We start from the raw sequence: 25,594 nt of genomic DNA, 5'->3' as shown, positions 1-25,594 counted from the left end.
TCTTCTTATCGTAAAATCCGGAGTTTTTCCAGTATATCCCTCTGTTTCTGTTCCATAACGAGGCGTTCCTCCTCCCCGATATGGTCGTATCCTGTTAAGTGTAACACAGAATGGGCGATTAAGAAAGCAAATTCTCTCTGGACCGAGTGGCCGTAGGCCTGCGCCTGCTCCAGCACCTTGTCCTTGGAGATCACGATATCCCCCAGGACAAGCTCCCCGCTCTCGGGGTCGAAGCAGTCCTCTCTGTCTTCCAGGAAATCAAAGTCTCCCGGCTCCGCGTACTCCACCATTGGGAAAGAGAGCACGTCCGTGGGCCTGTCTATCCCACGGAACTGCCGGTTCATCTCATGGATCTGTTCATTTGTGGTGAGGAGCAGGTTCACCTGCGCCTCGTAGGGGCACCCCACATAGTCCAGGGCAGCCTCGATAACCTTGCCAGCCAGCTCTTCACAGGGAAGGGGCAGTCTCACCGCCCCTTCCTCCTCAAAATAAAGTGACATTTATTTTCTCCTTCTGTCTCTTCCTCTGCTCTTTTTAGACTCCGCCTTTGACTCGTACTCCTCGTAGGCCTTGACGATCCTCTGCACCAGGGGATGGCGCACCACGTCCCTGCTGGTCAGATGGCAGATGCTGATATCATCGATATTCTTCACCACGTTGACGGCCACATCCAGTCCCGACGTCTGCCCGGAGGGAAGGTCCTTCTGGGTAGCGTCCCCGGTGATGACCACCTTAGAACCGAAGCCGATGCGGGTCAGAAACATTTTCATCTGGGCGGGCGTGGTGTTCTGGGCCTCATCCAGTATGATAAAGGCATTGTCCAGGGTACGGCCCCTCATATAGGCAAGGGGGGCCACCTCGATGAGCCCTTTCTCCGAATTCTTCAGGAAGCTCTCTGCTCCCATGATCTGGTACAATGCGTCATAGAGCGGGCGCAGGTAGGGGTCTATCTTGCTCTGCAGATCCCCCGGCAGAAAGCCCAGCTTCTCCCCTGCCTCGATGGCCGGCCGGGTCAGGATGATCCTCCCCACTTCGTTGTTCTTAAAGGCCGTGATGGCCATGGCCATAGCCAGATAGGTCTTTCCTGTCCCCGCAGGGCCAAGGCCGAAGACGATCATCTTCTGCCGGATGGCGTCCACATATTTTTTCTGTCCCAGGGTCTTGGGCTTGATGGGCTTTCCCTGGAGCGTGTGGCATATCATGTCCCGGTCAATCTCCAGCACCCGGTCCTCCTGGTCCTCCATGGCAAGAGAGAGTGTGTAGTCCACGTTCTGCTCCCGGATCTCATTGCCCCTCCTGGCAAGCTCTGTCAGCTGGAGAAGGACGCTCTTCGCCTTCTCGGCCTGCTGTGCATCTCCCAGTATCTTCACCGTATCACCTCTCGGTATCAGGGTCACGCGGAGGGCGCGCTCGATCTTCTTTGCATAGCTGTCAAACTGGCCGAACACATGCATCTGGTATTCAGCCGGAATGTCCATGGTCAGTTCATTCATTCCCATTTGTCTGGTCTTCCCTTTCTGTCTGGCCTGCCGCCGAAGGCTCGGGGAGTATCTGCGTGGGGGCTTCCCCCTCCACAGGTCCGCGGACAGTCAGTGTCCCCCGGGCGCAGGCCGCATTTTGCTCTGTGTATATTTTAACATCATTCTCTGTAATTTCCAGTCCCTTTTTTTCCATGTCCTGACAGGCCCTCTCAAACCGGCTGCTGAGTGACCGCTGGAGCTCTCCGTCCGTATAGCTCTCTGTGCTGACCCGACAGGGCACTGCCGTCCTCTTTCCGAAAAAGACCGGGAGGGAGATAATCCCTCCCAGAGAGAGCCGGCTTGCCTCTACGTAGTATTCATACTCCCGGTAGCTGTTCTTCAGGCCTCCAAAGGTCAGGGTCCAGTCTCCCGCCTGCAGGAAAAATTCCTCCTGAAGCCTTATGCTTCCCCTGTCATACTCGTAGGACCGCACCTCGTACTCTCTTGACATCGTGTCCTCGTAGGCTATCTGATATTCTCCCGTGATGTCCGCCTGGGCCTGACAGTATCTGTACCCTGTCACCTCGCCCGCATCGTTTTTCAGGTCCACTCTGCCGCTCACCAGGATATCTCCCTTCTTCACCCGGGCTCCCTCCCGCACGAGAGGTGTCCCTTTTCTGGTGACCATGGACACGATCGTGCAGTCCTCCCGGGCTGTCAGGTCCGTCCCTCCTTCGTCCCCCTCATCTGCGGGCAGCTCCGCGGACAGGTGGCTGTTCTCCTTGACCTGTATGACCAGCTTTGTCCCCTGGACCGAGGCGGAGACCCACACCAGGTCGCTGTAGGCTGCCCGAAGGTCTCTGGCGATCTCCTCACAGTCCACGCTCCCGGCGGACATCCCACAGTGGACATCCGCTGACCTCAGGAAGGAGAGGAGGGTCTCGTCTGTCCTCCTTGAGTTGCCCCTGATATCTATCTCCCATATAAAAAGGGAGAGGACATACACGAGGACCGCAGCCAGAAGAGCACCTGCAAAGAACATCTTCCGCTTCCGGTATCTGTGTAAAAAAAAAGGAAGGCCATACCGTCTCCTGACCCTCACCTTTGTCCCTGTTTTTCTTGAAAGCGCCCTTATCCTTCTGAAATCCCTGACCGTCATGTACATCTCGTAGGCGCCGCCGACAGAGCGAAGCCCCCACAGATCGATCCCCCGGTGGCTGCAGGCGTTGAGAAAACGCTCCGGCGAATACCCCTCCACCCGGATCAGAAGATACCCCTTTACATATCGGACTATGGACCAGAACAAGCACACATCCTCCCATCTGTCATTTATATTCAATACTGCTGATAAGCCCGGTGACCTTCATCTCTGTGTTTGTGTAATACTCTATCGCCAGCCGCTTTCCCGTCAGGCATATCTGGCCGCTCCTTGTGTTGACGCGGATCAGCTCCTGGGTGTACTCCTGTATGCCACGGTAGTTCTCCAGGCGGATTTCCTGCCTGCCCGTGGCGGTCAGGACCGGAAGGGACAGGACCAACTCCCTCGGCACCTCGGCGGCTCCGGCTATGCGACCGCGGAGCAGCATATCCTCATCCTTCTGCTCTCTCTTCATGCTGAAATGCCCCACACAGCTTTATACCTAATCTATGCGGGGCATCCCTGCTCTATGCATGCCTCCGGTCCACCGGCAGCTCACGTCAGATTTTCTCAAAGTCGGCAGCGCCGTGCTTGCAGACCGGACAGATAAAGTCCGCCGGCAGCTCCTCACCCTCGTAGATATATCCGCATATCTTGCATCTCCACCCCTTCTTCTGCTCCTTAGCAGGTGCAGGTTTGATGCTGGAGTGATAGTATGCGTAGGTGGCCGAGGGCGACCCGTCCAGCACCTCCCCATCCGTCACATCCGCCAGGAACAGTGTGTGGGTGCCAAGGTCCATGGTATCCACTACCTTTGCACAGAGATAGGCATTGGTCCCCTCTGTGATGTAGTACACCCCGTTTGCGGAACGCTCTGCCGCACCGTAGTCCGCGAACTTGTCCACGTCTCTTCCGCTCTGGAAGCCAAAATGCTTAAAGATGTCAAAGGACGCCTTCTCCGACAGGATGGACACGTTGAACACTCCTGTCCGCAGGATCATATCGTGGGTATAATTTCCTTTGTTCACAGCCAGCGTTATGCGGTTTGGCGTTGTCGTCACCTGCCCCGCCGTGTTGGTGATGCAGCCGTTATCCTTCTCTCCCTCCCTTGCGGTCACCACAAAAAGTCCATAGCTCAATTTAAACATCGCAGTCATATCCATCTTTCTTCCTCCCTTTTCTATGCACGCTATAAGATCAATATTTATTTCCGTATTCTTCCGCTCTCCACATTGGGCTCTATCCAGCTCTTTCTCGCGTACTCCCAGAGAGTCTCCGAGCCGGCGTGGGTGCATTCGTTCCTGCCAAGTATCTGTGACAGCTCCACCTGATGCTCCACCCAGGCCTTTCCGTCAGTGGCGGCGTTGAGCATCATGGGCTGGAGGTTGTCCATACAGCGGGCAAATCTTGCCTCCGGCGTGGCGCAGGCCTCAAACTCCTGCCACAGTTCCTTCAGCTTCTCACCCTGGTCGGCAGGCAGCAGGCCGTAGATCCTCTCCGCAGCCTTTCTCTCCCTGTCTTTCTGCGTCTTTTTCGCCTCCTCATCGTAAGCGTAGGTGTCTCCCGCATCAATCTCCACGATGTCGTGGATAAGGAGCATGGTAACTGTCTTCAGCACGTCGATCTCCTCGTTGGCGTACTCCACAAGGAGAAGGGTCATGACAGCCATATGCCAGGCGTGCTCCGCATCGTTCTCTTTCCTCTCCCCGTCCGTCAGATAGGTCTGTCTTCCTATAAATTTTTCCCTGTCGATCTCTCTGATAAAAGAGAACTGTTTTTCTAACCTTTCCCGCTCCATGGCTGACCTCCTCCTTTTTGTCACTGGGCGTCCTGCCGGGCCGTGTATTCGCGGGCCGCGATCTGGGCCCCGTTCATGTCCAGATACCGCACGACCACCGTAGGCTGCTCCACGTCAACGACATCCTGCAGCGAGTCCGCCACAGACTGGATGGCTTCCGCCTGCTTATCCAGCTCCTGCTCCATCAGGGGCCTCATCTCCTCTGTCATGGCAAGCGTCTTGTAGGTGTACTCATAGATCAGGCGGTTGCCCTCACCTCTCACTGCAAACCCTATTTCGTCCGTGTTGTATTCGGCCAGCGAGCTGCCCAGCAGATTCTGTACCAGATCCGAGGCCACATACTCCTCCATATTGTCGTACAGATAGTAGGGCTCCCGCTCTGCCGCTGCACGGGCCTCCTCAGCCTCCCTCTCAGCCTCCAGCGCCGCTTCCCTCTCCTTTTCTTCCAGACGTTTTTCCTCCTCTGCCTTTGCCTTCGCCTCATCGTCCGCTCCGCAGCCGGCGGAAGCGCAGGCCAGCGTGCAGGCCAGCAGCGCCCAGAGGAACTTTCCCCTGATCCTCCTCATCTGTGATCCCTCCTCATAAAGGTATTTGTATTCATCTTAAATCAGCAGAGATATGTTGTCAATAAACTATGTGCCCGTCATCTTAATATTCGGAATTTTTCTTCGTTCTTTTCATTGCCGGGCGTATATGCTAGACTATTCAGGAACATTCTTAAACGAGAAAGGGAAACAACTTATGGATACAAACGAATTTATACAGCGTCCTGTCCGGGAGCTCTTCTTCCACTATCTGGTCCCGGCCATCTGCGGCACTATGGTCACTTCCATCTACGTGCTGGCTGATACCATCATTATAGGAAAACGCCTGGGAGAGACAGCCCTCGCGGCTCTCAACATCGCTCTTCCCATCTACAATGTATTTTTTGGTCTTGGGCTCCTCTGCGGTGTCGGAGGTTCTGTGCTCATGTCCATCTGCCGCGGGAAGGGGAAAAAAGAGGAGGGCAACATGTGCTTCACTGCCGCCTTTCTCCTCAACATATGTATGTTTCTTGTCTGTCTCGTCCTCTGCACTGTTTTTATGGAGGACCTGGCCCTGTTCCTGGGAGGGACAGAGGAGACGATGCCCTATATCATGGACTATATCCCTTATATCATCTGGGGAATGGGGACCTATTTCTTCTCCTCTTTTCTGCAGACCTTTATCCGGAATGACGGCGCGCCCAGACTTTCAATGTGCGGAGTCATTGCAGGCGGCGTGACAAACATCATCCTGGACATTGTCTTTGTCTTTCCCATGGACATGGGCATGGCAGGGGCGGCTCTGGCGACCGTCATAGGCTCCACCCTGACTGTCCTCATCCTGTGCACGCATTTTCTCACAGGCAGGAACCAGCTCCGCTTTACGCTGAAGGGCTTCCGGCCTGTGTTTGTAGGCAGGATCTTTGCAAACGGCTTTACCAGCTTTGTCATCGAAGCGGCTTCCGGGTTCACGATCTTCTTCTTCAACCTGCAGCTCATCCGCTATCTGGGCAACACCGGCGTTACCGTGTACGGCATCATCAGCAACACAGCCCTTGTCGTGATCTGTCTCTGTAAGGGGATTGAACAGGCAGCCCAGCCCATCCTCTCCATCAACCACGGAGCCGGCCTTAAGGAGAGGATACAGAAGGTACAGTCCCTGTCCCTGCGCACCTCCCTCGTGATCTGTGCAGTCCCCGTGCTCCTGGGGCTTGCCGTACCTGATCTTTTCACCTACATCTTCCTGGATCCCGGACCGGAAATCCTGAAGCTGGCCGCCCCGGCGGTGCGGATCTACTTTACCGGTTTCCTGTTTCTGGGTGTCAACATGGTGTTCATCTGCTACTTCCAGTCTGTGGCAAGGTCCGGAAAGTCGCTCCTTCTCTGCCTCATGAGGGGATGCGTCCTCGTTATCGCCTTTGCGTACATCCTCCCCCTCCTTTTCGGCAGCACCGGGATCTGGCTCGCTTTCCCGGCGGCAGAGCTTGTCACGATGGCGACAGGAATCTGCATTTACCGGAAGGAGCTTCAAAAAAAATAGGGCCGCGGCCCTATTTTTCTTCGAACATATAGAGTTCATGGAGAGCCCGCGTCGCGCAGATATATTTTGCCTGCGTCAGGAGCGGGTTCTCTTTTTTGCTGTCCCATACCGTAAACACCTGATCAAACTCCAGGCCCTTTGCGAGATAGAAGGTGGTGACGGTAAGTCCCGGCTTAAAGGAGCTGCTGTCCCTGTCAATATAAGACGTCTCCACCCCTCTCTTCTCCAGCAGCCTGCTGATATCCCACGCCTCCTCCTCGGTCATAGCCAGCACGGCGGCTGTCTCAAAGCCGTCCTCTCCCTGCAGCCTCAGGCAGCGCTCCACCTCGTCCAGCAGCCGGTCAAGACTGTCAAACGACTTCTCCTCCACCTCTTTCCCGTGGCGCTCCAGGAGCCCCGGCACTTCACTTCCATGTATAGCGGCAGCGTAGGTGGCAATTTCCACAGTATTCCTGTAGCTTTTGTCCATGACGATTTTCCGCACTTTCCTTCCGAATACTTTTGGCAGGAAGGGAAGCACATCCTGCACATGGTCGTCCATAGTCTGGAACTTGTCTCCCAGTATAGTCATGCTGCAGGAGAAAAGCTCTGCCAGGATCAGGTACTGGATATAGGAGTAATCCTGCATCTCATCTATGACAAGGTGCTTTACACTCCTGTGGGCTCCCCTGCCCATAAGCCTGTACTTGAGATACAGCATGGGGAACACGTCCTCGTACTCCAGCACCCTCTTTTCACAGGGCACATCCGGCAGGCGGGGATAGCCGCAGTCCTCCATGAGCCAGTTGTAAATGACATAGATATCCTTCGTCACATACATGCGGTCGAATTTCTCCTGGATATACTCCCTCTCCTCGTCGGAGAGATCCCTGTCCCTGAGAGTCTCAAATTCGTCCACAAAGTATTCCATCACCGCGTCCATCCGCTTTAAAAGAGGGATGTCCTGGAATTTAAAATAGAACAGCTGGATGAGTTCATCTTCCGTCTTCCTAAGGCCTTTGAACTCGATGTCCTTAAAGTCCATCAGGCTGTCCTCCAGAAGGGCGAGAAAGCCCTCCATCCGGGCGGCCATCACCTCCGACTGCTTCTCTTTATAAATCCGCTCCCTCTCCTCATCGGGGAACTTCATGGCCCGCTCCAGGTGATGCCACCGGTCCTCACAGTCGGAGGCCGTGCCCTTCAGCTCCTTGTAGGCAAACAGGTCAAAGCTCATCTCCTGCACCGGCTCCTCTCCCAGCTCCGGAAGAATGTGGGAGATATAGTCCGCAAAAACGCTGTTGGGCGACAGGATCAGCACATCTGAGGATTTCAGATTTTCCCTGTCGTGATACAGAAGGTAAGCGATACGGTGGAGAGCCACGGAAGTCTTTCCGCTTCCCGCCACACCCTGGATGGCCAGTATCTTGTCCTTTGTGTTGCGGATGATGGCGTTCTGCTCCCGCTGGATGGTGCTGACAATATTTTTCAGCTTCACATCCCCGTTTGTCCCAAGCTCTGCCTTCAGTATCTCGTCGTCTATCTTCGTGTCGCTCTCAAAGGCGTAGACCAGCTTTCCCTTTCGGATCTTGTACTGCCTCTTCGCGGTGATCTCTCCCTCCATGACACCGGCCGGCGCCTGGTAGGAGGCAGGCCCTCTGTCATAGTCGTAGAAGAGTCCGCTGACCGGTGCCCTCCAGTCGTAGATGAGAGGTGTCATGCCCGCGTCCTCGGCAAAGTTCCCTATCCCGATGTAGAAGACCTCAGCCTCATCCTCTCCCTCGTAGACAAAGTCCACCCTCCCAAAAAAGGGAGAGTCCAGCATCCTACGGAACCGTCTCCTCTTCAGGAGGAGCTCATTGTTGGCGTTTGTCTGGCTCAGGAGGGCCTGCTGGTTGTCGTAGTCCTCATACCCGTACTGGTCCATCTCCGCGTAGTTTTCCCAGTAGTAGTCGTGCATGCTCTCAATATCTTTCTGGCCCGCCAGGATAGACTGGTCCAGCTTCTCTATTCTCTTTTTCAGCTTTTGTGTTACTTCCTCAAGAAAAGAAATACCTTCTGTGTAGTGTTCGTTTCTGTTCATTACTCCTCTTCTCCGTAAATGGCTGCCATCTCCTCCTGTATATCCTTCTCGCATGACTTCATGGCCAGGAGCGTCTTCTCAAACAGTTCATTCAGCTCCCATCCGAGCATCTCAGCCCCTTTCCGGATGATATCCCTGGAGCAGCCGGCAGCAAACCGCTTGTCTTTAAATTTCTTCTTAACGCTGGACACCTCCATGTCCGACACGCTCTTTGAGGGGCGCATCAGGGCCGCCGCCCAGATCAGTCCTGTCAGCTCGTCCGCCGCAAAGAGGACCTTCTCCATCTCGCAGGAGGGCTCCTCCTCCGAGCAGATGCCGTATCCGTGGGAGCACACAGAGTGGATCATGTCCTCCCCAACTCCCGCCTTTCGCAGAAGCTCCGGCGCCTTCCGGCAGTGCTCCTCCGGGTAGAGCTCAAAATCGATATCGTGGAGAAGCCCCGTGATCCCCCAGTACTCCTCCTCGTCGCCGTATCCCAGCTCCCGGGAATACCAGCGCATCACCTTCTCCACCGTCAGACCGTGCTGGATGTGGAAGGGTTCCTTGTTATATGTCTTCAGAAGCTCCAGAGCTTCCTCTCTTGTCAGATTGCTCTTCATTGCTCTTGCCTGCCTTTCTTCTGTGTAGTCTGGTGAGTTTGCATTCTATTATACCAGATGCCGGCGTTAGTATCCAGATGTATATTTTCAGAAGGCCCTTCACCGTGGGACAGAGTTTTATCGTACAAAAATCCCCGGAAAGCTCCGGGGATTATATTGTCTATAGATTTTTCTCTTTTACATATGCTTTTAGGGACAAAGGAAAATTTCCTTTTTCTTCAAGGATTTCGATGATCCCCCTCAAATCTCAAAGTCCTCCGACTTCATATTGCTGTAGTAACGGCCCTTCTCCGCCGTGAATTTGAGCACACAGTAATCCGGGTCTGTCACGCCCTCCTTGTAGAACAGCGTGTCTCCCTCCAGCCAGAGCCGCTCCTTCACCTCCGGGTCCTCCAGCACCTCCACTGTGCCGGACAGGCTGACACCCCTGAAATAGCGCCTGTCCATGAAGTAGATGCTGGCCTTCGGGTTATCCCGGAAGCATTTCACCTTGTTGGAGGATGTGTTAGTGGAAAACCAGAAGGTCCTGATTCCCTCCCTCTGCCTTGGCTTCAGCATGGCCTTTGTCACTGGAAAGCCCTCACCGTCAACGTAGCTTATAAAACAGTTGCCCGCCTTGTCCGCCATATTCCCTATCGTCTTTTCTGCATCCCTCATCATCTTTCTTCTCCTTTCCACACCATCTCATACTCTTTCTCTCCGGTCCCTTCATCAAACCCTTCCTCCCGGATGCGGAACCCGTTCCTCAGATAAAACTTCACGGCCCTCTCATTCTTCTGATATACCCGGAGGGTGAGAGCACTGCGGCCTTTCTTTGCGAGATCCAGCAGGGCGGTGCCGATACCGCCTGAGCGCTTTTCACCTCTCACAAAGATGCCCTCTATATAGTCCCCGTTCAGACCTATAAATCCGTCCGGGCAGCCCGCCTCCTCCTCGTACACATAGAGGGCAGCGCCTGGCAGCAGGTCTCTCACAAGCTTTTGACTGTCCTTCCAGTACTGCTCCGGGATAAAGCTGTGAGCCTGCAGATTGCCCGCAAGCCAGAGCTCCATGACCGTTTCCAGGTCCTTCTCCTCAAATTTTCTGACCATCCTCTCCCCGGCACTCCTTCCCAATAAAAAAGTCCTCTCTGATACCACATTATACTGTATCAGAGAGGATTGCTCAACTACTCTATAAGTATTTCTACCCCAACACCTATATACCCTTATACCATTCTGCCTTTACAGGGCTTCCCGGTAGATCCGGGCCACTTCCTCCTCTGTGAACACCCTGGGGTGGTTCTGGAGGCCGGCCGCAGAGACCTTGAAGGCATTTTTGGTCATCCATTCCACATCCTCCGGAAGGACGCCCTCCGCCGCCAGGGTGGTCCGCAGGTCCAGACGGCAAAGGAGCGCCTCGATGACATCCACGCAGTCCTTTTCATCCCTGCCTCCCAGACATTCTGAAATGACGGCAAAGGCCTCCGGAGCCGCCTCTATGGTGCGCCTGTAGATGACCGGAGTGAGGGCTGCCAGGCCTCTGCCGTGGGTGATATTGCGCATGCCGCTGGCCGGATGCTCCAGTCCGTGGGGCGCGGTCACTCCGGCCTGGTTAATGGCCATGCCGCCGTATGTGCTGGCAAGACAGACAGCGCTCCAGGCAGCCATGTCCATGGCAGCCAGGTCTGTGAGGCCCTTTTTCTTCTCTTCGTAGATCTTCACCAGATTTCCGCCGATGAGCCGGATGCCCTCCAGCGCCATGATCTCCGTGATAGGATCGCAGATTTTGCTCATATAGGCCTCCATGCAGTGACACAGGGCGTCAAATCCGACGGATGCCAGAACGCGGGCCGGCATGGTTGTCATCAGCTCCGGGTCAACGATGGACGCCCTGGCGATGACTGCGTTGTCCCGCAGAGACTTTTTATCCCTGGTCCCGTCGTCTGTGAGCACGGCAAAGCAGTTTCCCTCGCTGCCTGTTCCGCAGGTGGTTGGCACAAGGACAAGGGGCAGGGCCCCGCTTCCCTTCTTTGTGCCGTAGATATAATCAAAGACAGGGCCCTCGTTGCAGGCCGAGAAGGCCACCGCCTTGCTGCAGTCCATGATGCTTCCCCCTCCCAGCCCCACGACCACATCGCATCCCTTCTCCCGGGCAATGGCAGCCCCTCTCATGGCAGTGGATGCAAGAGGATTGGGCTCCGCCTCATCGAATACCGTCACTTCTATCCCCTCTTTTTCCAGCAGTGCCTTTGCCCGGTCCAGCAGCCCGGATTTCTTTGTGCTGCCTCTTCCCGTCACGACCATGGCCCTTTTCCCGTATCTTGCGGCCTCCTCTCCCAGTACTTCTGTCTTCCCGGGTCCGAAGATCAGATTGACCGGGAGATAATGGCCAAATGTTGTCATCATGATAGCTCTCCTTCCTTTCTGTGTTCCCTTCTGGAAAATGCGAAAACAAAAAAGGAGCCGTGATGTCAATCTCTCACAGCTCCCTTGCCATATTTCCGTATTCATTTCTCAATGAACCTATTATGATAGCTTTTCTTCCATCTGTCAAGACTCCGTCCTAAAAATCTTCCCTGTCACTTCGCCGCGGAGAAGGCGGCCGCCTCCTCCACCCAGCCCAGCAGCTCCCCGTCGATCTCCTCCTCACGGGATACGAGGACATGGTGGGTCCACCGGTTTGGGTAGGGCTCTGTCGCAATGTCGATGCGGGGAGACTCTTTTTTGTATGCCAGCCCAAAAGTGACCACAATGTAAACTGGCGGCCTCTCCTTTGCCTTTCTTACTTTTGCAAAGGAGACACAGGCAAAGACATGCCTGTTGCTGTAGGTGATCTGGGTCTTCTGCACTTTGATGCGCACATCCTCCACCCGGGAGAGGACCTCTCTTTCAAACTTCTGATACAGGGGAAGGGCCTCCGGCATCTGGTCAAAAAACCGCAGCAATTTGTCATCCATTTTTATCTCTCCTGCTCCATCTCTTACTTCAGAAATGTCTTGTAGTCCTCATAGTTCTTCGCCAGAAGTTCCGGCGTGTTCAGGCCGTAGGGACATTTGCTCATGCACTGGCCGCAGTGGAGGCAGTTCTCGATCAGCTTCATCTTCTCCTGCCACTCCTCGGAAAGCCATCCCTCCTGGGGCGCGCGCCGGAGCATCAGGCTCATCCTGGCACAATTGTTTATCTCGATGCCTGCGGGACAGGGCATGCAGTAGCCGCAGCCCCTGCAGAAATCACCGGAGAGCTGCTCCTTGTCCTTCTCGATCTCCGCAAGCAGGTCCCCGTCAAGCTGCGGCGGACAGACCTGATAGGAGAGGAACTCGTCCAGCTCCGACTCTCTCTGCACACCCCAGATCGGCGCCACATGGGCGAACTGAGGCTGGGCCATAAAGGCGTAGGCACAGGCCGAATTGTGGATCAGTCCCCCGGCCAGGCCCTTCATGGCGATAAAGCCCATATCCGCCTTCTTACACTCCTCCACGATCTCCATATCCGCATCTGCCGCCAGGTAGGAGAAGGGGAACTGCAGCGTCTCATAGAGCCCTGACTGGATGGCCTCCTTCGCCACAGCTATCCGGTGGTTGGTGATGCCGATGTGCCGGATCTTTCCCTGCTTTTTCGCCTCCAGTGCCGCATCGTAAAGACTGGACTCATCCCCCGGCTTCGGACAGAAGGCAGGGTTGTGGAACTGGTAGATATCTATGTAGTCTGTCTTCAGCTTTGTAAGGCTCTCCTCCAGGTCCTTCCACATATCCTCAGCTGTCTGGGCCGCCGTCTTCGTGCTGATGACGATCCTGTCCCTTGTGTACTCAAAGGCTGCTCCCAGCTTTTCCTCGCTGTCCGAGTAGGCCCTTGCAGTGTCAAAATAGTTGACTCCGTTGTAGAAGGCCTTCTGCAAAAGATAGACAGCCTCCTTCTTGCTGATGCGCTGGATAGGCAGCGCCCCGAAACCGTTCTTGTTTACCTCGATCCCCGTCTTTCCCAAGATCACTTTGTCCATGCTCTGTTTCCTCCGTTTCATTTTGTATTTTCAACTCTTGCTGTCTTTTTATTTCCTGCCTGTCCCGGCATATTTTCTGTCTATTCCGGCGCTGTCCCCCTTCTGGTCCAGGCTGCGCACGGCCCAGGCAATGAACATGCCCCCGGCCAGATTCCCTGCCGTGACAAGGGCCAGCACCTTCAGGGCCTCCAGACCGTCTATCCCGTACTGGAGCCAGCAGCAGGACAGATAGAACATGTCCGCTACGATATGCTCAAACCCGCAGAACACAAAGGCTGTGATAAAGAGCCACACATAAAATATCTGGGCAAAAGAGCCCTTTTCGTACCTGGCGCCAATGAGCACTGCAAAGGCCACAAAGAACCCGCAGAACACAGCCAGGATAAAGAGGCTCAAGGGGGAGTCCGCAAGCTTCGTCTCGCTGATCCTGGTCAGGGGCTCCCGGATGGTCTCCTTAAATCTCGTGCCCTGCACGGCGGCAGCTGCGATCAGCGTCCCTATGCCGTTCCCCGCCCAGGCCACAGCCACATCTCCCCAGTGGTATCTCCTGTCATACACCATCAGGGGGCACACCCTCGTCACCAGCATGTTGTGGAGATTGAGGACAAGGAGGATGCCCACCGCAAAAAACAGGCTTCCCACCAGTGTATTTGGGATCGCAAGATAGGTCATGGCTCCCATGGAGATAAAAACGCCTGCCATGACACTGCTCATCCATTTTTCTTTCATCGTATTTTCCTCTTCTGTTCTCTTTTTTCCGTCAGCTCTCTTTTCAGCCAGTTCCTATCCAAGGAGGATATCCCTGAGCTTTTTCATGTCTATCTCCTCCAGGACATGGTCTGCCGCGGGGAGGGGTTCCCTGGGGGAAATCTCCGTCCGCACGTAGACCGTGGCAAGCCCGGCCCGCTTCGCCCCCTCTATGTCGCACAGGCCGTCATTTCCCGTCATGACCGCCGTCTGCCTTGGAATGTCAAAAGCTGTGAGGAGGGACTCGTAAAAAGCCAGGTCCGGCTTCTTGCAGCCCTGCTCCGAGGAGATGAAAATGCCGTCAAAAAAGGGAGTGAGTCCCAGGGCCTGCATCTCATACTCCGTAAAAATCTTCTGGGCGTTGGACAGAAGGTATATCTTCTTCCCATGTTCCCGCAGAGCCTGGAGCATCTCCTTTGTTCCCTCATAGAGCCGCAGACGGTCCATGGAAAGGATGCGGAAAAACTGTCCCGCATGTCTCACAAGGGGCTCATCTGCCTGCACGCCTTTTGCGCGGAACAGAGCCTCAAAGACATCCTCGATCTGTATCTCCGGGAACGCCTCGTGGGCATCTTTTCTGACTCCTCGTTTTCCTGCGCTCAGCTCTTCTGTCAGCCTGCCGTATGCCTCCCGCAGCTCCCCGGGCGTGTAGAAAGCTCCGTAAAACGCATAGAAGAGAGCCAGTTTTTCCCACAGTTCTTCTTTCTTTTCGTCTGTGTGTATATCCACCAGCGTACCATACAGGTCAAAAATACAGGTCTCGTACATCTTAAGGCTCCTCTCGTTTTGTCTTATTTATTATACCCTCAATTCATGGGATAGACAATATCACTCTCACGCAATTATCTTTTTTCCCGGATCCGCTGCCTAGCTTTCCATGGACACTGTCATATCCCGGATCTCTTCCCGTGAGACAGCGCTGCTCCCAAAGGGCCGCATGGCAAGCGCCATAAGCTTCATAGGATTATCATCTGCCGCAATGCGGTTTGATCCGATCTTTCCGCAGCGCAGACAGCGGTGTATGATGGCCCACTCTCCATTCTTTCTGACCCACACGCCTATGGGCTCCATCCGGCCGTGACAGTCTGATGCCCGGTCTCCCGGCTCCCTGTCCAGGTGCAGACTGTACAGACAGTTGGGACAGTGATTTCTGTGGCTGCTTCCAGCTCCCGCAGGCACGACCGGCCACCCGCACACCTTGCACGTAAAAGGATCCATACAGGGATGCGTCCGGAAATATTTCTTGTCATATTTTCGCTTTTTATTTTCTCTGTTCATTTTTCTTTTCTCCTTCTCTTCTTCTGAGCTCTCCTCGTCCGCCCATGATCCTTGTCAGCTCTTCCAGCCTCTCAATGGGAAAAGGCGGTGAGGACAGAGGTCTGGAGGCAATGGCCATCACTTTTATGAGATTGTCTTTCTCCGACATCTCCACAGTGGTCATCTCTCCGCAAAACCGGCATCTCTCCACGATCTCCCAGGCATCGTTCTCTCTCACCCAGATCCCCACCGGCTCCAGTATACCGCCGCATGGCTCTCCCTCCTCGTCTGCACTGTGTATGCCCGACAGGCAGTTGGGACAGTGATCCGGCCAGGGTTCTTTGTCTTTTAGGTCTGATGTCCAGCCACAGCAGAGACATCTGTATTCTTTTTCTTCTTTCATGATCTTTCTCCTCTGATCTTATATTCTGCATCTTTTATGACCACAAAAAAAGGACAACCCTTCCATCCGGGTTATCCGCATATCTGTCCTGTTCTGTATCAGACTTTACAAATATATACAGTCCTCTCCCTATGCAAAAAGATGCGGTATCCCACATATTCCCACAGTAAATAGAACTGCCTTTTGATCAAAAGCCAGCCTGATGCCACTATCCGCAGACAGATACAACAAATAAACCCATCTCCATAATATAGATGAGACAAGATCCGTTGTCCTTTTTATTAGCGAATAGCCGACATCAAGCCACCTCCCTTATTTTGCTTTTTCCATCATAGCACAGCGCTCCTCCACGCACAAGCCCTGATTTTTCTTATTTTCCTCCCGGAAATCATAGATTGATCATATTTTCCCTGTAAAATAATAAAAGACATTTTTAACGAAACGAGGTAAGAGTACACAATGAAAAAAGAAAATCGAAAAATGGCACAGCAGCGCAGAGCACAGGAACGCCGCAAAAAAGAACGCATACGCAAGCTCAAAAAATTCCTCACCATAGCAGTTCCCTGTCTTGCCGTCATCCTTCTCATTGCAGCCATAGCCCTCTCTTCCCGCTCATCCGGGGACGACTCATCTTCCGGCACAACCGCAGAAGACACCTCCGGCACAGACACAGCGGACACCAGCAGCGATGAGACGGGCAGCACCTCCTACTCAACTGACACATCACTCACTGTAGAGAGTGGCGACACAGTCAACATTGACTATGTAGGAACGGTGGACGGTGTGGAATTTGAAGGCGGAAGCACAGACGGCGCAGGCACAGACCTGGTGATCGGCTCCGGTTCCTACATTGACGGCTTTGAAGACCAGCTCATAGACGCCCATCCGGGCGACACAGTGGAAGTCAATGTCACCTTCCCTGAGGACTACGGCGTAGAGGATCTGAACGGAAAGGCTGCTGGTATAACCGGTAGATTGTTTCCGGCAGATACCGTTTAAAATATTTATTCTGCTTGCCGCAGGAGACCGAATAGTCTGTCCTGCTCCCTATATACCACCCCAGCATAACTCCAAGCATATGGTGGGGCTGCGCATAATAGATCGCCATGGCAAAGGGAAGTTCATCCCGGAAGATCCCCTTTGCCACATCACAAAGAGACCAGAAAAATTCATTGCAGCATCCCCGGAATTGCTCCGCTCCGGGCTTTCGGACATAAAAGTCCTCATCTGTCGGTGGTGGCAGCTTGGGAAGACATCCTGTTTTATCCAGAATCGGGAGAAAAAGCTTGTTTCTGTTGCTCCCTTCCCGCATGGCCTCCACTGTCTCGACGCCGATATCAATACGGTTGCCATCTTCAAATATGAGCAGCCAGGAATAAGTCCTGTCATAGTGGCTGCGCAGTCCAAAACGGTCGCCGTATCCAAACACATCATCCTGCTCCTGCTTCAGAATGACTTTACCGAAGGGATCCATCCACGACAGATCCGCGCGGAAACTTTCCGTCTCCGTCACCACATACATAATATCAAAATCCTGGTAAATGTCCCTGGGAACATTGGGGTTTGCCCTTGATCCCTTCAGATACGCCGCCAGCACACGATCATCGGACCTGGCAGTGTTGATGATGATCTGAAACATTTCTTTCTCTGTGCGCATATGCTCTTTCCCCACTTACAGTTCATCCTCCAGCAGCAGGATCTGTGTAACATCCTCCAGCCCTGCCGGACTTGTTTCTTCCACCCCGCCTTTGAAGGTCACCGAGATGCGGTCCCCCGGCTCCAGGTCCTCCAGACCTATGTCAGTGTGTCTCCACATGATTTCTGTGTCTTCATCCACGCTCAAACGGAAGTCTCCCCTGAAATTGATATCATTTTCCTCTATTCCCCTGACAGTCATATAACTGTCTCCCAGATCCGCGATCGTCGCATAGAATGTCTGGCCGCCGGATGCGGACAATCCCTTAAAATATCCAATACCTAAAAACAGTACCGACGCAAGCAGACTGCATATGACGCAGACAAAAACGGGCACTTTCTTCTCTTTCATAGTCATTTCCCTTTCTTCACAATGATCTTATCCGGAGTGGTATGCCTCAAAGTATCTGACCATCCTCTCCTATTATACCATCCCATCATTTCCCTGTCATTTTCTTTATTGTCCGCATAAAAATCTCTCCTTCTGACAGCAGTAGAAGGAGGCTCATCATGAGTAAATATATTCCTGGTAACCAAAAACAGCTTACCCTTGAAAACCGTATCTATATCGAAAACGAACTAAATAAGGGCTCTTCCTTTAAGGATATTGCCAGGTTCGCTGACAGGAAATACCGGGAAAAACTCCGGGATCCCAGAACAGGGATCAACATGACCAAACAAGAGCTTCGCCAAAAGGACCAGATCATTTCCCCTCTGACCGACCAGGGACTCTTTACGGCAAGGAACATAAATCTGAAGCGGAAAGTCCATTTCAAGCCAAGAAAGTGCCATAAAATACAGATCACGGACAGGGCAGTCTTTGCCAACCGATCCTATTGCGACTTCTGTTCCCTTTCCCTCACGGACTATGTCCAAATGGATACGGTCCATTCTTCCAGGGAATCCAAAAAAACCCTGCTGACCTTGTTTTTCACCAAAGAAAAGCTCTTCCTTGCGTGAACGGAATACAGCGTTCCAGCATTTATTACTGCGACCCGATGCAGAGTGGACAGAAGGGCGGATCGGAACAAGCACCATTTTGAACGAAAAACAGGCGTGCGGCCTTGAAAAGTCTATGGTTTTTGAGGATCAGATCGTTAAATGCGAGTTTAGCCCGCATAAAAAAGCTGCGCCCTGTGGCTTTTTATCCCCCAAGGCGCATGTTATAAATTGTTTACTTTATTTTTTTCTTTCGGCTGTAAAGGGCAGCGCTGGTCAGCGCTGTGCTGGCTGCCAGCAAAGCCATGAGCCAAAGGGCGATATTGCTGACATCACCGGTCCGCGGGATGTCTGACGCCCCCGCTGCAGGGATTTTCACCGCAGCCTTTGCATAGCCGCATACCGAACACTCTTCATATTTGGAACCATCCTGGGACGCTGTCGCTTCTTTATCCGTCACCCATTTGTAGGTGTGGGCGGCCTCATTCATTTTGTCTCCGCAATATACGCATTCCTTCCAGTGGCCGGTTCCGTCTGATTTCCATTCTGTCCCAGCTTTATGACCGGTCGCAGGGATATTTCCATATTCGTCAAGGTCCGCAATTTCCACTGTACCGGCTTCGTCCTCGAAATGCTTCCCGCAGACTCTGCAGGTGTAGTAGGCCTCCTTGCCCGGTGTCGTGCAGGCAGCCTCCACCTTGTCGGTCTTCTGCATAGTGTGGCCTGTTGCCGGAATGACCGTGATATTGCCTTTGGTATCGCAGCGCTCACAGTGCTGGGATTTGCTCCCCTCTGTTGTGCAGGCAGCCGCCGTATCTATCGTCCAATCGGAACTATACTTGTGATCGCCGTAGTAATCCTCACAGATGTTGACCAGTACCTCATTCGTGCTGCCGCCTTCCACACCGGATGAAATGGCGCCTATGCCGGCGGCGGTCAGACCGCTGTTCTTCTCACTGTTAAAGGAACATTCTGCAAATGTGCCGCCCACATAATTGCCCACAAAGCCGCCGGCTTTAAAATCTGAGGAGGCGGAGATCACCTCACCCGCCGCATGGCTGCTGCTGGCCTCGGCATTGTCACTTTCCCCGATAAATCCGCCGATATTCGGCTTCCAGCCATCGACAGTACTGGATACATTTCCGAAAGCAACACAGTTATCAAATTTCCCGTACTCTGCGTAACCGGCAAAGCCGCCCAGGTTCCAGTCAGAGCCTGTAATATCCACATCTGCGGCACAATGCTTATAAACGGACTGTGTAGCTTCTGAATAGTCTGCTGCCGTAGTATATCCGACAAAGCCTCCCAGCGCCCACAAGCCGGAAACCGTTCCGGATGCCTCACAGTTTTCAAAGACAGAGTCACCGCTGTTGCCTATGAATCCGCCGCTGTTGCTGGCTCCTGCAATAGAAATATGTTCCGCTTTACAGTCTGTTGCTTTTACTCCGTCGCCGTATCCGATCATTCCGCCAACATTGTTAAAGCCATCGGTACTTTCTATCTCAATATCACCGGAAACGGTTATGTTTTCAAATACAATCTGCTGACCCGAATTGGCCAGAGCATATCCTGCAAGAATGCCTGCCCTTAATTCCATAAGTCCGTCTTCATCGGCATAGATGCTGGCATCTGAAATGATCAGATTTTTCGCGCCCACGGTACCTCCTCTGACATTCCGGATATCTCCAAAGAAACCGGCGGCATTTTTATCTGTTCTCTCATCCACAATAAGACCGCTGATCGTCTGATTGTTCCCATCGACAAATCCCTCAAACCAACTGTAGGTAGATGCTCCACTTAATTCCCATTTATGAATGCCTATGGGGATCCAGCGATGACTGCTCAGATCGATGTTTCCGGTAAGTTCAAAAAACGTTCCCTGGTAGTGGTTTCCTTCGCTTACATCTTTTGACAGCTTAGCTAACTGCTCCGCAGTAGCGATCTGATAAGGATCCGCTTCCGTCCCTGTGCCGCCTGCAAAGTCTGCTGCGGCATAGTCCGTCCATACGGTGTCAGGAACACTGCCAGCTGCAAAGGCTTCCGCCGGCATCAGTCCGGCCAACAGCACCAGCGACAGCAGCGCTGCGGATACCCTCTTGAATAATTTTAATCTCATGATCATTCCTCCTTAAGATGCCCTCTGTCTATGTCTGATTTTACCATTTTAAAAAGTACAGGGCTATTACCCGTTTTTCACCTCAAAATGGGTAATAGCCCTGTTACTGTAAGCTTTCTTTTTATTTGAGCATGTATTTTTTTAGATCTTTTCTGCTCTCGATATGTAACTTCTTCATAGCCTGGGAGATGTGATGCTTCACTGTATTTACGGAAATATTCATATGCTCCCCGATCTCGGGATTCGTCCAGCCCCGCGCCGCCAGCATGGCTGTCGCAAACTCAGTCGTGGTCAGGTTGTCAGCCACATCGTGCCCTGTCTCCGGATTATGTATCTTTCTCCATCCGGAGGAAAATCCATAGGTGATCGCGATGATACGCTTAAAATCCTCCGGCCACCTCTGCTTGACTACTGCCTCCAGCATTCCGCCCAGCAGTCCGTGGTGCTCACCAAAGCCTTCGATCAGGTCATCCGGACGCGCCAGCTCCCATGCGGCTAACAGGTGTTCTTCTGCTTTATCGGGCTGCTTTAGGCTCATATGGTCCATGACAGCCGCCAGATGAAGATAGATGGCCGGGATCGGATATTGCTCCCCGCCCATAGTCAGTGCCGCTTCTATGATGCCGATACTGTGTTCATATTTTTTCTGGAGATAGAGATAGTGCGCCTGCACATACAGCGCAAACGCCCTCAGTCCTGCAGGAAGCAGAGGCATGAACTCCCGCGTGTCCGGCAGCTCCTCCGGCAGCGGAAGATGAAGCAGGACTGCCGCTGCCGCTGAAATAAACCCTTCGATCGACCTGGCATGAGGAGTTCTCTCTGTATCCGCTTTCAGTGTGTCCTTTATCTCTTCCAGCCCATATCGGGCACGCTGTATCTGCCCGACAGACAGATTGGAATATGCGTAGATCAGGCAGGCAGAGAGGCGGAGCTCCGGGTCCCCACAGGTCAGATACATCTCTGTCTCCTGCGCGGCTTCACGCGGATGCCCGCTGAAATAGTGATATTCCGCAAATGCAATATCCTTTTTCGGTCCCTTTTTCATCCCTCGGATATATTCCAGGCACTTGCCCGGCACAAAGGCTGTGTTCATCAATGGCATAAGATTTGGAAATGCCTGTTCTGCTTGTCCCGTCAAGTCTTCCCTCCGCACAAGGTCTTTGGATGAGGCGCACAGACACCTCCCCTCTTTTGCAGCTTCGCACACCGTCCTATCCTCCATTTTGTATCTCCTTTATTACGAACAATTTTGTCCCTGTTCGTAGATTTTATCATAAGAAAGCCGGGGATGTATCACGATATCCCGCATGAACTAAAGACAGACTGCCCCGGTCAAAAGCAGACACTATAAATAAGACGTTTTTCTCTTCATATCTGTTATCAGCTCCGGGTTGTCCTTCTTCATTTTTTCTATCAGAAGAGAAATATGACTGCTGTCTTCTCTGATCGCATCCAGCTCTGACTCCGTTATCCCCACGAGCTGGATAAATTCCACTTTGCCGTGGAGTGTGTCCAGCGTCTGGGCAGAGGTATCGTTCACGATCAGAAGTGCCGTTATGAGCGAATCTGTCCCCACGTGGAGAGGAGTTCCGTTTCCGGGCACGCATTCGCCCGCTTCAAAAAATCTTTCGGTCGTGTATGTATACCGCGCAAGATTTGACAGCATATCCAGTGCCCACAGGCAATCCTCCGCGCTGTTTTCTTTCAGCTTTATCGTCATCTCATAGCCCCATCTGCTGTACTCCTCTCCAAGGGCCTCTTCATTTGCGTAGAGCTCACTCATTCCGTATGTGACTATATGCTGATAGCCCTTCTGCGATTGATAAACAGAATATCCGTCAAGATAGTTATCGCCTCCGAAAATTGCTCTTGCGTGGATATTTGTACCGTAGTGGGCAGGCTCCTGTCCGGGGTACAGCCGGTCAAACTCTCTGTCGATGGCATCCCAGCCAGGGGCCCAGTCATCCTCCCTCTCCATTCTCTCCACATATTCCTCTCTCGTCATTTTGCAGCACCTCCCTCATTTCCTGGTAGTGATCTTTTCTGCGTCAACATGCCGCATGAGATATGCGTCCATATCCTCAATGCCTGTCATGCTCTGACCTAGCGACACACGCTTACCCCCTGTATAAAACCTGACCCTTTGTATCATCTCCCAGCCGGAATCCATCTTGACCCTCCGGACAACCCTTGTTATGTCGGACGCGGGAAACCGCCGGATCCTTCCGGCCGCAGGTCTGACAGTTACGACATCCCCCTCGGCCGTGATCCGGAATCTGCATATCCGGAAGGCCCAGACAAGGAACGGACTGGCCAGCAGAATGGTCACAATCCCCATCCCTGTGGTAAATCTCAGACTTGCCACATCCAGCGCAGCTATGAGCAGAGTGGGAAAAAGCAGGGACACGACGGCCACGGCCACAATGACCAGGTACGTTTTGGAGCAGTACACTTCCGTTTTCAGCCCAAGCTCGTCTTCAAACATCACCTGGCCATCAGAGCTGAAAAAGAGTATCCTGGTGCCGGTGTCCTTCCCATATCGGGTTGCCTGATAGATCAGGTCGATCCTGTCCTGCTCTGTCGCCTCACCACTGTGCCGGACCCATTCAACCGAGTCAGCCAACGCGCAAAATTCTCCCAAGCAGACCTCCCCGTCAAATCTTGCGATATTCCCGGCATCATCCTCGATCTGTACGTAGCATTTTGTTCCTGTAACCTTCATTTTTCGGCGCCCTCTCTTGTGGTGCGGCTCTCCATCATACGGCCAAGCATATTTTATGTCTTCATTATACGCTCAGACTATTAAAAACACAATATCTCATACTCCGTTTAATACAACTCTTTCAGAAGTACCGCACACAGGGCCGACGCCGCACAGAACACAAGAATGAGATACCACAGATTTTCAAGGCAGATTCCATGGTCCAGCATCAAGCGGTATCCCCAGGAAGCGGGAAAGATGCGCCCTATAGCTTTGAGAAAGCCGGGCAACAGGTCGGCAGGGAACATGATCCCCGAGAGCATGATGGATGGCAAAAACACAAGCTGCGCTGTCATCGTCAGCTTCGCCTGGTTTTTTACGGCCAGTCCCAACACACTTCCAATACCCAGCGACACGATGATGTATATGGCAAGGGCAGGAAAGAAAGACAGAAGCTGTTCCGGCAAAGACGCCTCAAACAGTATGGGGGCAAGCAGTAAGATAATGGCACAGCTGAGCATCAAGTGTACAAATGCAGATAGAAACATTGTGACAAGGCCCAAATACAGAGGTACTCCATTTGCCTTATAAACCTTTTTCACATCACTCCCGTAAGTTTCTGCCAGTGATGGCGGCACCCCGATAAACGCCCCCATGGAAACGCTCATCACGATCATCGACTGTATCAGTGTGCCTCTCATTTCAGGCATGACAGAAGTAAAAATGCCGCCCATCAGCAGAAAGAAAATAAGCGGGACGATATAGCAGGTTACCAACAAAGATCTGCTGCGTATATCCAGTTTCCACTGTAATGCCGCGCCATATAAAAAGCCGTTCATTTAAGCGTCCCTCCTTGCCAGTTCGATAAAATGCTGTTCCAGCGTGCCACGATCCACTTTGATATCCGATACATGGATTTTTTTCTGCTTTAATCCACCCAGCAGGGTGATCAGAGTGTCTTCGATATTGTCAGTCTCAAAAATATTTTCTCCCTGCTGCGTCCTGATATGGATAAAATATTTTCTTCCCACCTTATCGGTCAGCTCCGAAGCTGTGCCGCAAAAGACGATCGTTCCATTGTTCAAGATGGCAATGCGGTCACATAAGGTTTCTACCTCCGCCATATCGTGGCTTGCAAGAACGATTGTTTTTCCGCGTGCCCTGAGATTTCGGATCTGTTCGTGGAGCGACAGTCTTCCCTCCACGTCAAGCCCCGCGGTTGGCTCATCGAGGAAAATGACATCAGGGTCGCCGACAAGGGCAAGGGCCAGATGTAACCGCCTTTTCTGCCCTGTGGATAATTGCAGGTACTGCTTCTTTTCCATCTGCTGGATGCCAAGACCGTCAAGCATGGCCTGGTCGATTTTTGTTCTATTCCATTTCGCAAACAGCTTGACAGCCTCCATCGGCCTGATGTGGGCCGGCAGGGAGGATGACTGCAGCTGGATGCCCGTTTTCCCGTTTATAGTGACCGCGCCGCTGTCATAGCTCCGCAGGCCTTCGATACATTCAAGTGCAGTCGTTTTCCCTGCCCCGTTTACGCCGAGGAGAGCAAAAATCTCTCCTTTTTCAATCTGAATATCGAGACCTTTAAGGACCATATGGCTGCCGTAGCTTTTCGTTAATCCGCGGACCTGTATTGCATCTTTCACGATTCCACCTCCTCAAAGGGATTGGTTCCAAGTCTTGAGAAATAGACCTGCAAAGCCGGCTCTAAATAATCGTTTACGATTTTTTGCCTTTCTTCCCAGGCGTTTGTGGCTGTATCGATGCTGCCGACCTCCATCAATTTCGGGAGCATGCTCATATCACCATTTGTAAACTCCACAATGAGGCCCCAGTATTCTTTTACAACCTGCTGGCATTTTTCACTCTCAGGCGGTACATTTTCTTCTTGAAGCTGTACGATCTCGTCACTCAGGCGGTTAAATCTGTCCATGAAATCCAGGCCGCTTTCTTTATCAAATTGTCTGCGTATGTGGTCCAGCGTATCGTCGTCAAAACGCTTGATGAGATAATAAGAGTCGTTCTCCATTTGCAGATTGACTATAATATCCGCATACTTCTTAAAGTTGACCGTCTGCATTTGCAACACCTCTGTTTTCAGCTGTTCTATTGCTGACAGAGAAGCCTGGAGCCGGCCTATTTTCTGGCGTATATCCTCTGCCTGCTCTGTAAGGGCATTTGCAACATCAGCCGGTGTTTCCAAAGAAATCAGCCGCCCCTTTATATCGTCCAGAGAAAATCCCAGTGATTTCAAGGATATGATCTGATGGAGCTTGACCAGGTCCTTATCAGTATAAAGCCTGCGTCCACCTTCGCTCTCTGCCGATGGGGAAAGCAGTCCTTCCTTATCATAGTATTGCAGAGTACGGACGGTAACGCCCATTTTCTTTGCAACTTGGCCAACAGTCATAAACCCTTGCGGGATTGCCCTGTATCTTGCCATGATCTTCCACCTCCTGACACCTATTATAAATTATTACGCAGCGTCACAAACAAGGTCTTTTTAAAAAATTTCGGGGCTGTCGCACTAAGTGATTAGTGCGATGGCCTCTTTTCTTTTCCAAAATAAACCAAATGCCGGGCTAAACAAAGCCCGGCAAAAGGTGTAAAATATAGTTATGGAAAAATTAAATA

General features: G+C 52.6%; 29 protein-coding genes and 1 pseudogene. 3 read left to right on the top strand and 27 right to left on the bottom strand.

Translation table 11 applies throughout. The features are described 5' to 3' along the window. Nucleotides 1-5 precede the first annotated feature (5 nt). The 7 genes from ybeY to B5E62_RS06855 all read right to left on the bottom strand — a co-directional run bounded on the left by ybeY (nt 6) and on the right by B5E62_RS06855 (nt 4,962). Entirely contained in the window at nt 6-500 is a 495-nt protein-coding gene (gene ybeY / locus B5E62_RS06885; RefSeq protein ID WP_087173892.1) for an rRNA maturation RNase YbeY, read from the bottom strand. Continuing rightward, entirely contained in the window at nt 501-1,499 is a 999-nt protein-coding gene (locus B5E62_RS06880) for a PhoH family protein (protein WP_087173891.1), read from the bottom strand. After that, a complete protein-coding gene (locus tag B5E62_RS06875; RefSeq protein ID WP_087173890.1) occupies nt 1,486-2,766 on the bottom strand; it encodes a sporulation protein YqfD in 1,281 nt (426 codons plus the stop codon). The genes B5E62_RS06880 and B5E62_RS06875 overlap by 14 nt, the downstream gene beginning before the upstream one ends. A gap of 19 nt (nt 2,767-2,785) precedes the next feature. Next, the gene (locus B5E62_RS06870) at nt 2,786-3,073 is read right to left on the bottom strand and encodes a YabP/YqfC family sporulation protein (RefSeq protein ID WP_087174015.1); all 288 of its coding nucleotides are present in this window, start codon (nt 3,071-3,073) and stop codon (nt 2,786-2,788) included. Nucleotides 3,074-3,158: 85 nt separating this feature from the next. Then, the gene (locus tag B5E62_RS06865) at nt 3,159-3,761 is read right to left on the bottom strand and encodes a flavin reductase (protein WP_087173889.1); all 603 of its coding nucleotides are present in this window, start codon (nt 3,759-3,761) and stop codon (nt 3,159-3,161) included. A 41-nt stretch (nt 3,762-3,802) separates the two neighbouring features. Further along, the gene (locus B5E62_RS06860; RefSeq protein ID WP_087173888.1) at nt 3,803-4,396 is read right to left on the bottom strand and encodes an HD domain-containing protein; all 594 of its coding nucleotides are present in this window, start codon (nt 4,394-4,396) and stop codon (nt 3,803-3,805) included. 20 nt (nt 4,397-4,416) lie between these two features. After that, on the bottom strand, nt 4,417-4,962 hold the full coding sequence (locus B5E62_RS06855; protein ID WP_087173887.1) for a DUF4854 domain-containing protein: 546 nt from the start codon (nt 4,960-4,962) through the stop codon (nt 4,417-4,419). 175 nt (nt 4,963-5,137) lie between these two features. Between B5E62_RS06855 and B5E62_RS06850 the strand changes: the two genes are divergently transcribed. Then, a complete protein-coding gene (locus B5E62_RS06850; protein ID WP_087173886.1) occupies nt 5,138-6,460 on the top strand; it encodes an MATE family efflux transporter in 1,323 nt (440 codons plus the stop codon). Between the two features lie 10 nt (nt 6,461-6,470). Here the strand turns inward: B5E62_RS06850 and B5E62_RS06845 are convergent, their stop codons facing one another. The 11 genes from B5E62_RS06845 to B5E62_RS06795 form a co-directional block, all read right to left on the bottom strand. Continuing rightward, entirely contained in the window at nt 6,471-8,519 is a 2,049-nt protein-coding gene (locus B5E62_RS06845) for a HelD family protein (RefSeq protein WP_087173885.1), read from the bottom strand. Then, on the bottom strand, nt 8,519-9,118 hold the full coding sequence (locus B5E62_RS06840) for a hydrolase (RefSeq protein WP_087173884.1): 600 nt from the start codon (nt 9,116-9,118) through the stop codon (nt 8,519-8,521). The genes B5E62_RS06845 and B5E62_RS06840 overlap by 1 nt, the downstream gene beginning before the upstream one ends. 240 nt (nt 9,119-9,358) lie before the next feature. Beyond that, the gene (locus B5E62_RS06835; RefSeq protein WP_087174014.1) at nt 9,359-9,775 is read right to left on the bottom strand and encodes a pyridoxamine 5'-phosphate oxidase family protein; all 417 of its coding nucleotides are present in this window, start codon (nt 9,773-9,775) and stop codon (nt 9,359-9,361) included. Further along, nucleotides 9,775-10,209 (bottom strand): GNAT family N-acetyltransferase, encoded by a 435-nt coding sequence (locus tag B5E62_RS06830; RefSeq protein ID WP_087173883.1) that lies wholly within the window; start codon nt 10,207-10,209, stop codon nt 9,775-9,777. Before B5E62_RS06830 ends, B5E62_RS06835 begins: the two co-directional genes overlap by 1 nt. Before the next feature lie 132 nt (nt 10,210-10,341). Then, the gene (locus B5E62_RS06825; protein WP_242957764.1) at nt 10,342-11,505 is read right to left on the bottom strand and encodes an iron-containing alcohol dehydrogenase; all 1,164 of its coding nucleotides are present in this window, start codon (nt 11,503-11,505) and stop codon (nt 10,342-10,344) included. 173 nt (nt 11,506-11,678) lie between these two features. After that, complete coding sequence (locus B5E62_RS06820) at nt 11,679-12,056, bottom strand: DUF5655 domain-containing protein (protein WP_087173882.1); 378 nt, start codon at nt 12,054-12,056, stop codon at nt 11,679-11,681. Nucleotides 12,057-12,079: 23 nt separating this feature from the next. Beyond that, a complete protein-coding gene (locus B5E62_RS06815) occupies nt 12,080-13,096 on the bottom strand; it encodes an aldo/keto reductase (RefSeq protein ID WP_087173881.1) in 1,017 nt (338 codons plus the stop codon). Nucleotides 13,097-13,144: 48 nt separating this feature from the next. Then, complete coding sequence (locus B5E62_RS06810; protein ID WP_275532579.1) at nt 13,145-13,876, bottom strand: formate/nitrite transporter family protein; 732 nt, start codon at nt 13,874-13,876, stop codon at nt 13,145-13,147. Nucleotides 13,877-13,879: 3 nt separating this feature from the next. Beyond that, a complete protein-coding gene (locus B5E62_RS06805) occupies nt 13,880-14,611 on the bottom strand; it encodes an HAD family hydrolase (RefSeq protein WP_087173879.1) in 732 nt (243 codons plus the stop codon). Between the two features lie 99 nt (nt 14,612-14,710). Continuing rightward, nucleotides 14,711-15,121: an RNHCP domain-containing protein gene (locus tag B5E62_RS06800; RefSeq protein WP_087173878.1), complete on the bottom strand. Its 411-nt coding sequence runs from the start codon at nt 15,119-15,121 to the stop codon at nt 14,711-14,713. After that, on the bottom strand, nt 15,105-15,503 hold the full coding sequence (locus tag B5E62_RS06795; RefSeq protein WP_087173877.1) for an RNHCP domain-containing protein: 399 nt from the start codon (nt 15,501-15,503) through the stop codon (nt 15,105-15,107). Before B5E62_RS06795 ends, B5E62_RS06800 begins: the two co-directional genes overlap by 17 nt. Before the next feature lie 480 nt (nt 15,504-15,983). Between B5E62_RS06795 and B5E62_RS17505 the strand changes: the two genes are divergently transcribed. Then, the gene (locus B5E62_RS17505; protein WP_330398040.1) at nt 15,984-16,502 is read left to right on the top strand and encodes an FKBP-type peptidyl-prolyl cis-trans isomerase; all 519 of its coding nucleotides are present in this window, start codon (nt 15,984-15,986) and stop codon (nt 16,500-16,502) included. On the opposite strand, the gene B5E62_RS06785 is transcribed toward B5E62_RS17505, so the two are convergent. Together B5E62_RS06785 and B5E62_RS06780 are read right to left on the bottom strand one after the other, a co-directional pair. Further along, nucleotides 16,414-17,175, bottom strand: coding sequence for an aminoglycoside 6-adenylyltransferase (locus B5E62_RS06785; RefSeq protein WP_087173875.1), 762 nt, complete (start codon nt 17,173-17,175; stop codon nt 16,414-16,416). The two genes, B5E62_RS17505 and B5E62_RS06785, sit on opposite strands and share 89 nt — an antisense overlap. Continuing rightward, entirely contained in the window at nt 17,176-17,550 is a 375-nt protein-coding gene (locus tag B5E62_RS06780; RefSeq protein WP_087173874.1) for a hypothetical protein, read from the bottom strand. A 158-nt stretch (nt 17,551-17,708) separates the two neighbouring features. On the opposite strand from B5E62_RS06780, the pseudogene B5E62_RS06775 reads away from it, so the two are divergent. Then, nucleotides 17,709-18,232, top strand: a pseudogene (locus B5E62_RS06775) (helix-turn-helix domain-containing protein); the annotation flags it as partial. A gap of 140 nt (nt 18,233-18,372) precedes the next feature. On the opposite strand, the gene B5E62_RS06770 reads toward B5E62_RS06775, so the two are convergent. From B5E62_RS06770 to B5E62_RS06740, 7 genes are all read right to left on the bottom strand, one after another. Further along, nucleotides 18,373-20,253 carry a GLUG motif-containing protein gene (locus tag B5E62_RS06770; protein ID WP_087173873.1) on the bottom strand — a complete coding sequence of 627 codons (1,881 nt, stop codon included), beginning with the start codon at nt 20,251-20,253 and terminating at the stop codon, nt 18,373-18,375. Between the two features lie 121 nt (nt 20,254-20,374). Beyond that, entirely contained in the window at nt 20,375-21,355 is a 981-nt protein-coding gene (locus B5E62_RS17120) for a helix-turn-helix domain-containing protein (protein WP_206414303.1), read from the bottom strand. A gap of 243 nt (nt 21,356-21,598) precedes the next feature. Next, nucleotides 21,599-22,258, bottom strand: a complete 660-nt coding sequence (locus tag B5E62_RS06760; protein WP_087173871.1) for a suppressor of fused domain protein — start codon at nt 22,256-22,258, stop codon at nt 21,599-21,601. 15 nt (nt 22,259-22,273) lie between these two features. Continuing rightward, on the bottom strand, nt 22,274-22,975 hold the full coding sequence (locus B5E62_RS06755) for a hypothetical protein (RefSeq protein WP_087173870.1): 702 nt from the start codon (nt 22,973-22,975) through the stop codon (nt 22,274-22,276). Between the two features lie 107 nt (nt 22,976-23,082). Then, entirely contained in the window at nt 23,083-23,793 is a 711-nt protein-coding gene (locus tag B5E62_RS06750; protein WP_087173869.1) for an ABC transporter permease, read from the bottom strand. Beyond that, the gene (locus tag B5E62_RS06745) at nt 23,794-24,606 is read right to left on the bottom strand and encodes an ABC transporter ATP-binding protein (protein ID WP_087173868.1); all 813 of its coding nucleotides are present in this window, start codon (nt 24,604-24,606) and stop codon (nt 23,794-23,796) included. Then, nucleotides 24,603-25,403 carry a MerR family transcriptional regulator gene (locus B5E62_RS06740; RefSeq protein WP_087173867.1) on the bottom strand — a complete coding sequence of 267 codons (801 nt, stop codon included), beginning with the start codon at nt 25,401-25,403 and terminating at the stop codon, nt 24,603-24,605. Before B5E62_RS06740 ends, B5E62_RS06745 begins: the two co-directional genes overlap by 4 nt. Nucleotides 25,404-25,594: the final 191 nt, after the last annotated feature.

Origin of the sequence: Lachnoclostridium sp. An118, from assembly GCF_002160985.1 — a bacterium.
GTDB lineage: Bacteria > Bacillota > Clostridia > Lachnospirales > Lachnospiraceae > Claveliimonas > Claveliimonas stercoravium.
Note: the sequence above shows the minus strand (reverse complement) of the source record. Positions and strands in the feature narration are given on the sequence as shown.